This is a genomic window from Phycisphaeraceae bacterium (genome assembly GCA_019454185.1).
Lineage (GTDB): Bacteria > Planctomycetota > Phycisphaerae > Phycisphaerales > UBA1924 > JAHBWV01.
Genome location: CP075368.1, coordinates 1,340,202 through 1,354,325, shown reverse-complemented (window position 1 = coordinate 1,354,325; position 14,124 = coordinate 1,340,202). Strand labels below are relative to the sequence as shown.

Sequence of the window (14,124 nt, the reverse complement as noted above, 5' to 3'; positions counted from 1 at the left end):
GGTCGTATATTCGGGTATTGAAAGGGATTTGGAAGTGGGTGTGCTGAGCGACACGCAGATTCGGGAACGGGTTCGCATTGAGCCCTTTGCCGACGCCCAGAAGCGTCCGGGCCGGATCTCCTTCGGCGTCTCCTCATATGGATACGACGTTCGGGTCGGCACGCGCTTCAAGATCTTCACGCCGACGCCCAAGTCCGGCGACATCGCAGTCGTCGATCCGAAGTTGTTCAGCGACGACATGATGGTCGAGGTCGATGTCGGGCACAAGCCCGAAGGCCAGCAGTACGTGATCATCCCGCCCAACTCCTTCGCGCTCTGCGAAACGGTGGAGTACATCGAGATCCCGCGCGATGTGCTGGTGATCTGCGTGGGGAAGAGCACGTACGCGCGCTGCGGCTTGATTGTGAACGTGACGCCCCTGGAGCCGGAGTGGCGCGGCAAGGTGACGCTGGAGATCAGCAACACGACGCCTCTGCCGGCGCGGGTGTACGCGAACGAGGGTGTGGCGCAGTTGGTCTTCCTCGTCGCGGACCAGGTCTGCCAGACCTCGTACGCGGACAAGGGTGGGAAGTATCAGGATCAGGGTGGGTTGACGTTGCCGAAGGTGGATTGAGGGGCATTTGCCATTCGCCATTCGGCATTCGCGGAAGGCAGGCCGACTGTGAGCTTTGAGCGTGGGAGACATTCGGTCACATCGAGATCTCCGGGCGTGGCAGTTGGCCTACGCGCTGGGCTTGCAGGTGTACCGGGTCACGAGCACCTTTCCGACGACGGAGCGATATGGACTGGTTTCACAGCTTCGACGGTCGGCGATTTCCGTGCCGAGCAACATCGCGGAGGGGTTCGGCCGGGGATCGACTCACGATTACATTCGGTTCTTGAAGATGGCAAGAGCTTCTCTCTTTGAGTTGGATACGCAGCTGCAGTTTGCACGAGACCTTCAGTTGATTCCGCAGACAGAGTTTGACCGCCTGACTTCGGATTGGAACGACACAAGCAAGGTGTTGGCCGGGCTCATTCGGAGCGTCACACCGAATGCCTGATGGCGAATGCCGAATGGCGAGTTTGAAGCGAGGCGTCGCACGATGAAGATCACCCGCAAGTTCACCAAGGACGGAATGGACCCCTTCGACAGCGTGCGCTGGACGCGCCGGTCGTCGAAGATCTCGAACCCCGACGGCTCGGTCGTCTTCGAGATGAAGGATGCCGAGGTGCCGGAGACCTGGTCGCAGCTCGCGACCGACATCATGGTCTCCAAGTACTTCCGCAAGGCGGGCGTGCCGCAGATGGAGGACCCGTGCGCGATCCCCGGCGCGGGGGCGGGCGGCAGATTCAAGAAGGACAAGGACGGCAAGCTCGTCACCGGTCCCGAGCGCTCCGCGCGCCAGGTGATCCACCGGCTGGCCGGGTGCTGGCGTTACTGGGGCGAGACGCACGGGTACTTCGACGCCGCGGCTGACGCTCAGGCGTTCTACGACGAGCTCGTCTACATGATGGTGCACCAGATGTGTGCTCCCAACTCGCCCCAGTGGTTCAACACGGGGCTGAACTGGGCGTACGGCATCTCCGGCCCGGCCCAGGGACACTGCGTTGTCGATCCGAAGACGGGGGAGGTCTCGCTGGCGAGCGATGCCTACACCCACCCGCAGCCCCACGCATGCTTCATCCAGAGCGTTGAGGACGATCTCGTCAACCCCGGCGGCATCATGGACCTCTGGGTCCGTGAGGCCCGGCTGTTCAAGTACGGCTCCGGCACCGGCACCAACTTCAGCCACCTGCGCGGCGAGGGCGAACCCCTCTCCGGTGGCGGCAAGTCCAGCGGCCTGATGTCCTGGCTGAAGATCGGCGACCGTGCCGCGAGCGCGATCAAGTCCGGCGGGACGACACGCCGCGCCGCGAAGATGGTCTGCCTCGACATGGACCACCCGGACATCCAGACCTTTGTGAACTGGAAGGTCCGCGAAGAGATCAAGGTTGCCGCGCTCGTCGAGGGAATGAAGAAGCTCTCGAAGGAGCAGCAGGAGACGGCCTCCAAGATGGGGCTGAAGCTCGACTACGACTTCAACGGCGAGGCGTACCAGACGGTCAGCGGGCAGAACTCGAACAACTCCGTGCGCATCCCCGATTCGTTCTTCGAGGCGGTGGAGAGCGACGGCGAGTGGAAGACGTTCTGGCGGACGAACGGGGATCTGGCCCGGACGTTCAAGGCCCGGGAGTTGTGGAACGACATCGGGTATGCCGCGTGGCGGTGTGCCGATCCGGGCGTGCAGTTCGACACGACGATCAACGCGTGGCACACGTGCCCGAGCGCGGGGCGGATCAACGCGAGCAATCCGTGCTCGGAGTACATGTTCCTCGACAACACGGCGTGCAACCTTGCATCGCTGAACGTGCTGAAGTTCTATGACCCGGAGACGCGTAGCTTCGATATCGAGCGTTTCGAGCACGGCATCGACCTCTGGACGATCGTGCTCGAGGTGAGCGTGCTGATGGCGGCCTTCCCGAGCCGCGAGATTGCGGAACTCAGCTACAGGTACCGCACGCTGGGCCTCGGATACGCCAACCTCGGCGCGATGCTGATGCAGGCGGGCATTCCGTACGACAGCGACGAGTCGCGGGCGATCTGCGCGATGCTGTCGGCGGTGTTGACGGGTCGGAGCTACCGCCAGTCGGCGGAGATGGCGGAACTGCTCGGGGCATTCCCCGGATATGAAGCCGACAAGGAGAACATGCTCCGCGTGATGCGGAACCATCGCCTCGCGGCTCACGGCGAGCCCCGCGACAGCGATCGCTACGAGTCGCTCAGCATCACGCCCGTGCCGATCGATCACGCGCTCGTGAAGGCCGGACGCGCGGATCGCATCTCCAACGCACGGACGATCCTCGAACGGGCCACCCGCGCCTGGGATGATGCGGTCGAGTTCGGCGCCAAGCACGGGTATCGCAACGCCCAGACGACCGTCATCGCGCCCACAGGCACGATCGGCCTGCTGATGGACTGCGACACCACCGGCATCGAGCCGGACTTCGCGCTCGTCAAGTTCAAGAAGCTCGCCGGCGGCGGGTACTTCAAGATCGCCAACGAGTCCGTCAAGCCCGCACTGGATGCGCTCGGGTACACCGCGCCCCAGGTCAAGGACATCATGACCTACCTGCTCGGCACGCTCTCGCTCGAGGTGCCGATGCCGAAGGGAAGCGGTGGGGGAGCGGGCGGCACCTTCGCTGCATTCCTGAAGACCAAGGGCTTCAGCGCGGAGGAACTGGCCAAGATCGAGCAGTCGCTCCCGGGTGTCTTCGAGATCGGGCACGCCTTCGGCACGTGGGTTGTCTCCGACACTGTTCTCAAGGCCATCGGTGCTGATCCCGCCAAGGCCCGCGCCGACATGTCCTTCAATGTGCTCAAGAAGCTCGGCCTGAGCGACAAGCAGATCGACGAACTGAATCGGGTGATCTGCGGCACGCAGACCGTCGAGGGTGCTCCGCACCTCAAGAAGGACCACCTGCCCGTCTTCGACTGCGCGAACACCTGCGGCAAGACCGGCAAGCGATACATCCATCCGCACGGGCACATCCGCATGATGGCCTCGGCCCAGCCGTTCATCTCCGGCGCGATCTCAAAGACCATCAACCTGCCGAACGAGGCAACGGTCGATGACATAAAGGAGTGCTACAAGCTCTCCTGGCAGCTCGGCCTCAAGGCCAACGCGCTCTATCGCGACGGGTGCAAGCTCAGCCAGCCCCTGAACTCCACGTCGGACGCGAAGGCCGATGTCGATCTCGAGAGCGAGGTCGATGAGATGGGGGAGTCCGAGGCAAAGGAAGAGGTCGCGACGGCGACGGTGGCTGTTGCACAGGCGGTTGCGCGGGCTGATGCGCCCGCCGCCGAGGCAAAGCAGGTCGAGGTGCTGCACCGCCCGATGCGTCGGCGTCTGCCCGACACGCGGCGCTCGCTCACGCACAAGTTCAACATCGCCGGTCACGAGGGATACCTGACCGTCGGGCTCTACGACGACGGGCAGCCGGGCGAGCTCTTCATCACGATGGCCAAGGAGGGATCCACCATCGGCGGCCTGATGGACTCACTGGGCACCGCGACCAGCGTCGCGCTCCAGTACGGTGTGCCGATCCAGTCGCTGGTCAACAAGTTCACCCACCAGCGCTTCGAGCCGGCGGGCATGACCACCAATCGCGATATCCCCTTCGCCAAGTCCCTTGTGGATTACATCTTCCGCTGGATGGGTATGCAGTTCGTCGAGGGATATCGCGAGGCCAACGCTCCGAAGCGAGAGGATGGAACGGCCTCGGATGGCTCGGCCGGGCGGCTCAGAGATGATCGCGCCTGGATCACCGCCGGGCATCGCACGGAATCGAGCCGCACAACCCGCGAGTCGCACACCACGCCCGAGTCCGGCATCTCCGGGCACAAGGGCGAGGGGCGGGTCCGGGTGACGATCGAGGAGACCACGGTGATCCACACCGGGACGCTCACCGCCGCGATGGAGAACACCAGCGATGCGCCGCCGTGCGATATCTGCGGGACCATCACCGTGCGCAGCGGAACGTGCCACAAGTGCCTGAACTGCGGCAACAGCATGGGGTGCAGTTGAGAGTTGTTCACGCCGCCCGGCCCGCGCGGGCGGTTCACAGGGTGGATCGAACGCCGTTTCGATGTCGAGGAGATTCTTGAGACCTTCACTCAGTGCGAGCGACGAGAGTCGGGCTGGATGGATCCGGTCCGGAGAGCAGGAGAGGGACAGTCTTGTTCTCTGAAGCTTCGCGTCTGAACGAGCAATCGGCAATGGCCATCGGGCCTCGTGCCACGGAGCGGATTTCAGACGCGAGTCACTCGCCATCGGCATGAAGGCCGGGATCAGTCTCAGGATCGAAACGGCATGGGGTGGACGGACCCACCACCAGGACAGAGCCGCCACCCGAAAGGGAGACCTCCGCGGCCTGTCCTGAGCCTCCCAGCCCCCGGGCTTCCTCACGGATGCTCGGGGGCTTTTCATTGCTCGGCGGGGCGACGGAGGGCGGGAATTCTGGCCAGTGGGGGCCTTTTATGGTCAAGGGCCGATAGAAAAACGTCCTCAAGCCAAAATAATCTGAAAGTTCGCTTGCCAACCCCTCGATTTTGATTCCGGGAGACGTCATACTCTCTCCTGAGAGACACGTCCAGATCCGGTTGCTTCCGGGAGTCGTTTTCCCACCGGGTCGGGTCGACAAGCATCGGGACGAGAGACCCCGATCGCGAGCAGGGAGAGAAGACATGCGTTCGATTGCATCATTGTGCGCCGTTGCCGGCCTCGCTATCGCTGGCAGCGCGTCCGCCAGCGTGATCACGACGTTCAGCTACTCAGATCTGAACGGCAGCTATACACCCATCAACGCCATGACCGGCACGTTTAGCGCTGTGGCCGCGAACACCGCCTCGTTCCAGACGGGTGGCGATGTCTCCCGGACGGCTGCGCCCGGCGGCACGGCCCAGTTCGACACCGGCTTTATGTCCCTCGGCACCTCGGCCGACATGCAGATCACGCTCAGCGTCGTCAAGACCGGCCTGCTCGAAGGCACCGGTATGGGCACGATCGTCATCACCGATGTCGATGGCGACACGATCACCGCCGATATCGATGGCCTCTGGCAGTCGCCCGGCTTCGGCGTCGTCTTCTTCAGCGGCCTGATGTCGAACGTCTACTTCAACGACAATGGCGCTGCGGACGGCATGTTCAACGGTGTCAACGGCTCGTTCGACATGAACATGCCGGGCAACCCGCCCTACCTTGGCGCGTTCAGCCAGTTGTACATCCGTTTCGGTGGCGGCTTCTTCGCGAGCGGGTTCACCGGCCAGACGGTCTCTGCCGACGGCCAGATCATTCCCGCTCCGGGCGCACTGGCACTCGTCGGCGTCGCAGGTCTCATGGCTCGTCGTCGTCGTGCGTAAGCCCTGGACGAAGTATCGAAAGCACTCCTCCAGCAGCCGCGTGGGATTCCACGCGGCTGTTCTTTCATCGACGCCGAGCGCGGCCCGATCACCCTATCACCGATCTCGATCAGGCGTGAATGGATGCGCGATCGCATCTCGACCCATCGGGACATCATACCTCTCACGCGTCGTGCAGTAGGCGGCTCCACCCATTCGTCCGGCAAGGTCGAGGACATCGGCATCGATGTGATGGCGCTCGTTGATCGCATCGTCGCGAACAAAGACGCTCACAACTTGCCCGATCACGATGTTGCCGCCGCTCGGCGCACCGGGATTGGTGCGGATGATCTGAAGCGTGCGGCACTCGAAAGCGACGGGGGACTCAAGAACTCTCGACGGGCCGACAACGCTTGAGGGGACGGGTGTCAGGCCGGCGAGCTCAAACTCGCTCTCGCCGTGCGGCAGCGGTTCAGAGGCCGCGACGACCTTGTGGATGATCGATGTCGGGGCGACGTTCACCACGAACTCGCCGGTGCCGCCCTCGGCGTGCGGCTTGCAGTTTCGGAGAGTGTCCTTCTCTCTGCCGCTCGCGTCGTTCGCGGGGCAGAAGAGCAGCGTCAGGGGATTGGAACCGACGCCGCTGAAGAACGAGAATGGCGCGAGGTTGGGCTTGCCATCCGGCGACAGCGTCGAGACGACGGCAATCGGCCTCGGAACGATGGAGCCGATGAGGAGCTTGTAGCGAGTGGCGATGTCGATGTGTTCAGGCCGGATATCCACACAGGATCATTGCGTGAGAGGAGCGACCCGGCCAATCCGTCTCTCAGGCCGCCTTCGGCACGAAGACCCGCACGCAGTTGCCACCGGCAGATTCGCAGGCCTGGATCGCGCGGGTTGTGGCCGCCGCGAGTTGCTCGGGTCGGCTGAAGGGTGAATCGGTGTTCTGCTCGATGCCGACGACACCGATGCTCGCCGTGACTGCCATGCCGCCGTGCTTCGCCCAGCGTGCCCCTGTCTGTTCGAGATCGATTCTGAACTCCTCCGCGACACGCTGCGCGGGGAGACGCCCCGTGCCGATGACGACTATCCCGAACGTGAGGTCGCCTGTCCGACAGACGATGCCGCCGAGCGGCAGGAAGTGCTTGATCAACAGCGTGGCGACGCCGAGGAGCGTTTCGGTCGCGTCTGAACCCGTTCCCGTTGGACTCGTCTGCGTGACCCGTACCTGGATGACGCTGACCGCCTCGCCCTTCTGCTCGCCCGCGTCGAACGCGGCTCGCATGGCGGTCTGGAACGCTGCGGGCGTGCCGAGACCGGTGGTCGGGTCTTTCTCGTAAAGGTCCATTTTCGGGCGTGACTCGTCGTTCACCACGCGATTGGTGTCGGCACGGGTGAGCTCAACCAGCCGCTCGTTCGCCTTCTTGAGGACCTCATCGACATCGGCGACCTGTCCGGTTGAGAGTCGGAGCACCGAGCTCATCTCACGCACGCCGACGCTGATCCGATGGAGGATCTCGTCGACCTGCTCCTGCTTGAGATCGAACCACTGCTCGCCCCTGGCATAGAGGCGCCGCATGGCGTCGGTGGGGTCGGCATCGGTGAGCACGTCGTGCGCAATGTTGCCGATGGCAACGCAACGGATCATCGGGATGCAGATTGCCGGTGCGGCGGTCGGCCGCTCGTGATACCGGACAGGAAGCACGATCTGAGCCGGGAGCTTCCATCGCTCAGCGAGCATCGCGCCGACATCTGGGTGCTGAAGCTCGAACGCCGAGAGTTCGAGCGGCACAAGGTCCCGATGGTGGGATGCACTGCGTAGGACCTCGTCGTAGCGTGCGCCGAGAGCGCGGTGCATGGCAACCATGCCTACGTCCTGGAGGAGCCCTCCGAGGAACGCCTCATCGGGGTCATCAAGTCGCACGATGCCGCCAAGAACTCGGGCTGCGACCGCCGTGTAGAGACCTCGGCGCCAGTACGACGTGAAATCGAAGGTGCAACCCTCGTGGCCGTCTTCAACGGCCTTGACGAGAGAGAAGCTCAATGCGAGGGACTTGACCGGATTGAGGCCCAGCATCACGAGGGCCTTCTGGATGCTGCCGCACTTCTGGCGGAGGCCGTAGAAGCTGGAGTTCACGGTCCGAAGGATCTTGGTGGTCAGTCCCTGATCGGCCTCGACCACGCGTCCGATGTCCGCAAGCTTCACGTTCGGATCGCTCGTGAGCTCGATCACGCGGACAGCCACCGCCGGGAGCGATGGCAACGAAGGGCAACTCAGGATCTCTTCCAGCACGTCCTTGCGCATGGTCATTCTTCACTTGTTTCGGGCTGTCCAGCAGTCGCCCGATGCCCAATCCGATCGGCATGAGGGGCGGCGACCTTCACCCTTGGACACGAGTCAGGCGGATTCCCGAGTCAGGAATGCCATTTCGCCGGAGCGGATCTCGCCTCCGAGCGCGTAACGGATACACGCATCGAGGAAGCGGCGAACCCTGAGCAGCGTTATCGGACGAATAGCATCCAGCCCGTCGAGGGATGCGAAAGACCGGAGAGCCAGCACGGTCTCCTCACGCACCTGCCATGCCTCCGTTGTCACGGGCTCGTTGTGGCCTGCCATGCGCCCGAACTGGGGAAGGAAGCGATGGACGCCCTCTCCCGATGGTGCGTGGCGATACGGGGTGCCGTCGAGGTCGGGTTGATGGCCGCATTCCGTGAGCGCGGCCCACTGAAGGCGAACGACTGGGGCGTCGCCGGGATCCATGTCCCTGAGCGAGTCCTCCAAAGCGTCGAAGGTCTCCGGGTGCGGATCGAGCTCGGTCATGATGCGAGAAACGACCTCGGTCATATAGCAACCGTTCAGGAAGCCCTGAAATGAGAAACGGGGGCCTGCAAATCGTTCCTCCAGGTCCCAAGAGGCGAGCGTGGACAAGCCGCCAGAACGCTTCGGAAAGAGACGTGCCTCGGCCGCCGTCAGGCCCTCCATGCCGCCTGAGAAGTGGCTGCCTTCGCGTCGCGACCCCTTGGCGATCACGCGGAGGAGGCCGACCTGGCGGAACAGGATGAGGCACGTCTGGCTGGTCTCGGACCAGTCCCAGGTGCGAAGGCAGATGCCGCGATCGAGTACGCCCGACATTCCGGCAGCGTATCGCCCTCGCGCGGCTCGACGCTACGATCCGCCATGCACTTTTCGCTGGTCGATCGGGTCTTGGAGCAGAGCGATCATCGCATCGTCACCTTGAAACAGGTGACACGCGCGGAGGAGTATCTGCTGGACCATTTCACGACGTATCCCGTCCTGCCGGGCGTGTTCATGCTCGAATCGATGGTGCAGGCGGCTCGGATCCTCGCCTCGCGTGATGAGGATCCGGCTTCGCCCCCCTTTGTGCTCGGTCGCGTGCGGGCTCTGAAGTACGGCACATTCGTCCGTCCCGGATATGCAATCCGAGTCGAAATCGACCGGACAGTCTCATCCGTGGGGCCGAGTGCCGCAGCAGGCAACGGGGAGTTGGACTTCAAGGGAGTGGTGCGGCTTCTCGACCCCGCGGCCCCGCCCGGAGCGGACACGCTCACGGCCTGCACAGGGCGATTCTCTCTCAGACGGGTCCGGGTTTCGGCTCCGATTCTCGTTGGGCATCCCGAACCGGCTCCGATCGGCTAAACTCTGACCCTCGCTGGAGGCCTTCCGGGCCGGAGCGTGCATGGTCGCGTCGGGCGTGTCGCTCTTCGCGGGTGCATACTCGACCGGAATCAGGGAATTCGCATGACTCGTGATGATATTTATGCCAAGGTCAAGGAGATCCTCGCCGACGCCATGGGCGTTGACGAGGGAGACGTCACGCCCGAAGCCACGCTGCGTGGGGATCTTGGCGCGGAGTCGATCGACTTTCTCGACATCGTGTTCCGTCTGGAGCAGGCGTTCGGCATCAAGATCCAGCAGGGGGAACTCTTCCCGGACAGTCTGGCACAGAACGCCGACTTTGTTCAGGATGGCAAGGTCACTGCTCGCGGCATCGCCGCCATCAAAGAAAAGCTGCCCCACGTCGACCTGTCGGCGTTCGAGAGGGACCCGCAGGTCTCAAAGATCGGCGATATCTTCACGGTTGAAGCGCTCGTCCGCTTCGTTCAGAACAAGCTCGCTTCCGTTCCCGGATGAGGTGTGCGGCGTGCGATGGATGTGGATCGATCGTGTTGTTGAGCTCCAGCCGCGTCAGCGGCTGGTGTCGATCAAGCACATCTCTCTTGCCGAAGAGCACATGCACGAGCACTTCGCCGCGAGCGAGGCCAGGTCCTCGCTCCCGGTCATGCCCGGCTCGCTGATTGTCGAGGGTGTCGCCCAATCCGGCGGCATCCTGATTGGGCACGCGCTCGCATTCGAGCAGAAGATAGTTCTCGCCAAGGTCACTCGCGTCGATCTCGATCACGACGCGACCGCTGGCGACACGCTCAGATACACCATCACCATCGACCAGTTCGGGCCGCAGGGGGCTTCGACGAAGGGTGTGGTGGATCTTCTGGAAGTATGGTCCGGCAAGTCGCGAACGATCGGCCACATCGACCTGATGTTCTCCGTTCTCGAGAACAACATGGCCGGTATCGAGTTCCCGGAGGGGAACTTCGTCTTCGGCGAAGCGTTCAAGACGCTCATGCGGAACAGCGGCGTGCTGATCCCCGGCGAGTGAGTTGACGACTCATCAATCCGAACTGCCGTATCAGACTCGGGCATGCATCATCGCTCTGTCTGAGCAACGTCCTCTGATGGCTTCGGGCGGCTCACCAGGAGCACGACCAGACCGACAAACACCCCGACCGCGCTGAGAAGCCACATCGGAGGCATGTAGGCGTGGCTCGCGTTGATATTCAGCCCTCGGCAGTATCCCATGGCCAGCACATGAACCTGCAGCATCACCATCGCACCGACAGACAGCCACCAGCGTTGCAGAGGCGTCCACTGCTGGCGTGTGAGCAGATACAACCCCCCGGCGGCAAGTCCCCCGAAGCAGAAGACCATCTCGCCGCCAAACGACATGCGACCAGAAGCCGCGGCGGATTCGGTCGCGGGAATGAAGAATTCCTTGAAGTACGCGGGCCTCAGCACCGCGAGCGACATGGGGATGTGCCAGATCGCTCCAAAGACACCTGCACGGAACCATGACGATGGCTGTACACCGATCGTCGCGCCGCGTTGCCTGCGAAACTGCTGAACAAATGCCGCGAGAAAGCAGAGCGCCGCGGCCATCGAGACGCCCTTGTTGACCACAAAGACCGGCAGATTCTCAAGGTTTTTCGGCGCGAAGGCAATGTAGCGGATTGCCGAATAGATGATTGAGCACGTGAACAGCGTGACGATCCACTTCATGGGTGCCTCCCGAGTGTCAAGCAGCAGCATACCAGCCGTGCTCGCCATGAGGGAGAGATCGCAAGAAGATGGCATCTGACGCGAGAGACGATGCAGCACCTGGCGCAAGTCGGCACTGCGTGGACGTTATGGTCTGACGCTCCGCGGCGTCAGAGGTCAACCTTTCACTTACCAGTCGGCAAAATCGGGGTAGGCGGATTCGAACCGCCGACCTGCCGCCCCAGGCGGCCGCGCTCACCAAGCTGCTCGTCCAGCCAACGCCGACCCTGACCGGTCTTCAGGTATCTCTCGCGACGCGCGGCCTCGGCGCGGGTCGGAAACGACTCTCGATACACAACAACCCACGGCACGCCATGCCGTGTCGCCAGTGAATGTCCCGCATTGTGACGCCTCAGCCGTTCATCAATGTCCGCACACGAGCCGGTGTACCGACGCCCCGTGACCTGGCTCACCAGCACATACACCCAGTACATTGAATCGGGGTGACAGTACACCAATAGAACTTTTCTTGGAGGGCGTTAGGGTCTGGAAGCCCGGAATCCGGGAGTTACTGGTCGTGACGCCGTGACTGAGCTTGGCTTGGGGGCTTGAGCCCAGTTCTGGTTGCTCAATCCAACCGTCCTCCGACCCGCGAGGTCTTCCGATAAGGCGAAGTCTGCTCGTACGGAGCAAGGCCGCGTGATGGAAGCCGCAGGGCCCTTGGGAGTTCCCATCCGATCACCCGCCGATGCCTGCGAGGCGCGTGTGTCGATTGTTCCCCCCCGGAACTGGAACTCCGGGCTACCCATGTCTCGGTCGATATACTTCGGCATGGCTAGAAGGTCCTGTCATCAGCGAAAGAACAAGCCTGGGCGATTCGCCGATTGGCCGTCGGACGCCTCCACTCCGAGAGAGTTGTCGGAACAGGTGGCGTACACCGGGCATCGCAAGCACAAGGACTACACGAGTCCTGCCGGACCAGGCGCGTTCCAAGCGGATGACTACAAGTGCGACTTCTACCCACCTGAACAATGGCCGCTCCTTCAAAATGCTCTCCGCTTGGCGATCCGTTCTCGTTCTGTCGCCGAGTTCCGCGGTAGGTTTCCCAAACGAGCGTGGGTGCGCATCAATGGCGTACTGCACGAGGCACGGCAGAGCGGTTATGACAGCCACGAGTACCACGGCTTCCCCATTGATGATCCCCGCCATTACCCTCTGCCTATTTCCCGTTTGAACGAAGTACCGAATGTCGAGATTCCTCCACATCGAATCTGATCCGGTGGCTCAGCCCGCAGCAACCGACTCGCTAGAGAAGGCAACATGGTCGGCGTTGCGCATCCGGGTGGGCGCGCGCACTGTCAGCCGTGTGCTCGACAAGAAGCTCAACGATGAGCGATCGCTACTTTACGTTCCATTGTTCGCAGTGTGCGACTGGATTGTCAGCAACTGGTGGGTGTTGCTCAATGAACCGTGCAGAGGCGAGTTCGTGCCTCCGCCTGATTCAGACGAACCGAGTTTCTCTTGGACGAAGCGTCATTGCCTTCGCGCAGCGGAATCGGATCTTCTACTGCCGGCGTTGTACCTTTTTAGTGATGGACGCGGGCTGCGCGCGGAATGGCGAGCAGATACTGAAGACGCTCTGCCTCACATGCCCGCGTTCTTCGTTGACTCTGGATGGGCGGCGCTCGAAACAGAACCAACCGAGCAGACGCTTGCTCAGTTTGTGTCCAATATCCTCACCAGAGTAAATGGGATCGATGACGTTCGTGTGCGCGACGTTCGAGACACGTGGAGGGCGATCCAAGAAGCTGACATGGAAGAGAGACAGTTCTGCATAATGGCCGGTCGATTGGGTCTCAATCCGTACGACAGGGACGAAGTCTCAGATTCGCTGGCGGGCGTACTTGAACAGTTTGCAGACGCGGATGACCCGCTTGTGCAGGACATAACCACCGCTGCATCTTCAGACAGCATTGACAAGCAGTGGCGTTGGGTTGAGCGGGCGCAAAACTCACATCGCTTGAGCGGATTTCCTCCAGTGGCGCCACCCCCTCCCGAAAACGCCTTCGTGCGCGCTGACAAGTACGGATATCAGTTGGCGAGAGACTTCCGGGCGCGAGCCTCTATTTCCGTAGATCATAGGTTGGACTCGGTCGAAGACCTTGCCGAGTCCGTTCTTGGCGTCCGGCTGCAGGCAGTCGACGAGAATCATTTGAGTGGTCGAAGTGTCAAGCTCATCGCTGGCAAATCCCACGACGGCACTGCACAGTTGGTTGGGCCACGAGCGTCGCGCCCAGAGGATGACCGTTTCCGAATCGCTCGCGGACTGTTTCAAATAGCAGTCGGGAGTGCCCGCGGTCCACGACTTGTGACGGACGCATTTACTTGGAACCAACGAGCATCGCGAGCATTCGCCGCCGAACTGATCGCGCCACAGCAAGCGTTGAAGGAGCGTGCCGGTCATTGGGCGGATGGCGAGACAGTCCGAGAACTTGCGACGGAGTTCCAGGCAAGCACGATTTTGATCGAGAAGCAGCTGAAGAATGCACGCGTTCCCGTCGCGGAAGATTGATCCTCGCTGGCACGTCAGCTCGTTTTGCGATTGGCTCTGGTCCGCAGTTCAAACCAAGCCTGCTGTAGTCAGGATGACAGGACAGGATTGAACTTGTCCGTAAACACCGATGGCCCCGGCACTTGCTGGGGCCATCAGGTCTACTGAATCGGGGTAGGCGGATTCGAACCGCCGACCTCTTGACCCCCAGTCAAGCGCGCTAACCAAGCTGCGCTATACCCCGGACAAACATCAAATAGCTATTCTCGCTCGCTGTGTGCCGCTGGGGGCGGCCGAACGGGAACAGGGCGTAAGCAT

13 protein-coding genes and 1 tRNA gene are annotated in these 14,124 nt (G+C 62.4%); 8 read left to right on the top strand and 6 right to left on the bottom strand.

Going from position 1 to position 14,124, the window contains the following annotated elements; translation table 11 throughout:
* Window positions 1-34: 34 nt before the first annotated feature.
* The 4 genes from KF838_05760 to KF838_05745 all read left to right on the top strand — a co-directional run bounded on the left by KF838_05760 (window position 35) and on the right by KF838_05745 (window position 5,941).
* A complete protein-coding gene (locus tag KF838_05760) occupies window positions 35-613 on the top strand; it encodes a dCTP deaminase (protein ID QYK49356.1) in 579 nt (192 codons plus the stop codon).
* Between the two features lie 61 nt (window positions 614-674).
* Window positions 675-1,043: a four helix bundle protein gene (locus KF838_05755; protein ID QYK49355.1), complete on the top strand. Its 369-nt coding sequence runs from the start codon at window positions 675-677 to the stop codon at window positions 1,041-1,043.
* Window positions 1,044-1,085: 42 nt separating this feature from the next.
* Window positions 1,086-4,607 (top strand): adenosylcobalamin-dependent ribonucleoside-diphosphate reductase, encoded by a 3,522-nt coding sequence (locus tag KF838_05750; protein ID QYK49354.1) that lies wholly within the window; start codon window positions 1,086-1,088, stop codon window positions 4,605-4,607.
* A gap of 659 nt (window positions 4,608-5,266) precedes the next feature.
* Entirely contained in the window at window positions 5,267-5,941 is a 675-nt protein-coding gene (locus KF838_05745; protein ID QYK49353.1) for a hypothetical protein, read from the top strand.
* Between the two features lie 96 nt (window positions 5,942-6,037).
* Here KF838_05745 and KF838_05740 read toward each other — a convergent pair whose 3' ends face one another.
* From KF838_05740 to recO, 3 genes are all read right to left on the bottom strand, one after another.
* On the bottom strand, window positions 6,038-6,703 hold the full coding sequence (locus KF838_05740; protein QYK49352.1) for a flavin reductase family protein: 666 nt from the start codon (window positions 6,701-6,703) through the stop codon (window positions 6,038-6,040).
* 43 nt (window positions 6,704-6,746) lie between these two features.
* Window positions 6,747-8,231 (bottom strand): HDOD domain-containing protein, encoded by a 1,485-nt coding sequence (locus KF838_05735; protein ID QYK49351.1) that lies wholly within the window; start codon window positions 8,229-8,231, stop codon window positions 6,747-6,749.
* 87 nt (window positions 8,232-8,318) lie between these two features.
* Window positions 8,319-9,053: a DNA repair protein RecO gene (recO, locus tag KF838_05730; GenBank protein ID QYK49350.1), complete on the bottom strand. Its 735-nt coding sequence runs from the start codon at window positions 9,051-9,053 to the stop codon at window positions 8,319-8,321.
* Window positions 9,054-9,098: 45 nt separating this feature from the next.
* Here recO and KF838_05725 point away from each other — a divergent pair, with 45 nt between their 5' ends.
* From KF838_05725 to KF838_05715, 3 genes are all read left to right on the top strand, one after another.
* Complete coding sequence (locus KF838_05725) at window positions 9,099-9,578, top strand: hypothetical protein (GenBank protein QYK49349.1); 480 nt, start codon at window positions 9,099-9,101, stop codon at window positions 9,576-9,578.
* 96 nt (window positions 9,579-9,674) lie between these two features.
* On the top strand, window positions 9,675-10,073 hold the full coding sequence (locus KF838_05720; protein ID QYK49813.1) for an acyl carrier protein: 399 nt from the start codon (window positions 9,675-9,677) through the stop codon (window positions 10,071-10,073).
* Window positions 10,074-10,083: 10 nt separating this feature from the next.
* Window positions 10,084-10,599 carry a hypothetical protein gene (locus KF838_05715; GenBank protein QYK49348.1) on the top strand — a complete coding sequence of 172 codons (516 nt, stop codon included), beginning with the start codon at window positions 10,084-10,086 and terminating at the stop codon, window positions 10,597-10,599.
* Window positions 10,600-10,646: 47 nt separating this feature from the next.
* On the opposite strand, the gene KF838_05710 is transcribed toward KF838_05715, so the two are convergent.
* Together KF838_05710 and KF838_05705 are read right to left on the bottom strand one after the other, a co-directional pair.
* Window positions 10,647-11,276 carry a hypothetical protein gene (locus KF838_05710; protein ID QYK49347.1) on the bottom strand — a complete coding sequence of 210 codons (630 nt, stop codon included), beginning with the start codon at window positions 11,274-11,276 and terminating at the stop codon, window positions 10,647-10,649.
* Between the two features lie 164 nt (window positions 11,277-11,440).
* Complete coding sequence (locus tag KF838_05705) at window positions 11,441-11,749, bottom strand: GIY-YIG nuclease family protein (protein QYK49346.1); 309 nt, start codon at window positions 11,747-11,749, stop codon at window positions 11,441-11,443.
* A 752-nt stretch (window positions 11,750-12,501) separates the two neighbouring features.
* Here KF838_05705 and KF838_05700 point away from each other — a divergent pair.
* Window positions 12,502-13,827: a hypothetical protein gene (locus KF838_05700; protein ID QYK49345.1), complete on the top strand. Its 1,326-nt coding sequence runs from the start codon at window positions 12,502-12,504 to the stop codon at window positions 13,825-13,827.
* A gap of 148 nt (window positions 13,828-13,975) precedes the next feature.
* On the opposite strand, the gene KF838_05695 is transcribed toward KF838_05700, so the two are convergent.
* Window positions 13,976-14,050: transfer RNA gene (locus KF838_05695), tRNA-Pro, on the bottom strand.
* Window positions 14,051-14,124 lie beyond the last annotated feature (74 nt).

What these genes read in the sequence shown, in the direction of transcription:
- KF838_05725 (QYK49349.1), top strand. Translation starts at nt 9,099, where the DNA reads ATGCACTTTTCGCTGGTCGATCGGGTCTTGGAGCAGAGCGATCATCGC.
- recO (QYK49350.1), bottom strand. Translation starts at nt 9,053, where the DNA reads ATGTCGGGCGTACTCGATCGCGGCATCTGCCTTCGCACCTGGGACTGG.
- KF838_05710 (QYK49347.1), bottom strand. Translation starts at nt 11,276, where the DNA reads ATGAAGTGGATCGTCACGCTGTTCACGTGCTCAATCATCTATTCGGCA.
- KF838_05700 (QYK49345.1), top strand. Translation starts at nt 12,502, where the DNA reads ATGTCGAGATTCCTCCACATCGAATCTGATCCGGTGGCTCAGCCCGCA.
- KF838_05745 (QYK49353.1), top strand. Translation starts at nt 5,267, where the DNA reads ATGCGTTCGATTGCATCATTGTGCGCCGTTGCCGGCCTCGCTATCGCT.
- KF838_05735 (QYK49351.1), bottom strand. Translation starts at nt 8,231, where the DNA reads ATGACCATGCGCAAGGACGTGCTGGAAGAGATCCTGAGTTGCCCTTCG.
- KF838_05705 (QYK49346.1), bottom strand. Translation starts at nt 11,749, where the DNA reads ATGTACTGGGTGTATGTGCTGGTGAGCCAGGTCACGGGGCGTCGGTAC.
- KF838_05750 (QYK49354.1), top strand. Translation starts at nt 1,086, where the DNA reads ATGAAGATCACCCGCAAGTTCACCAAGGACGGAATGGACCCCTTCGAC.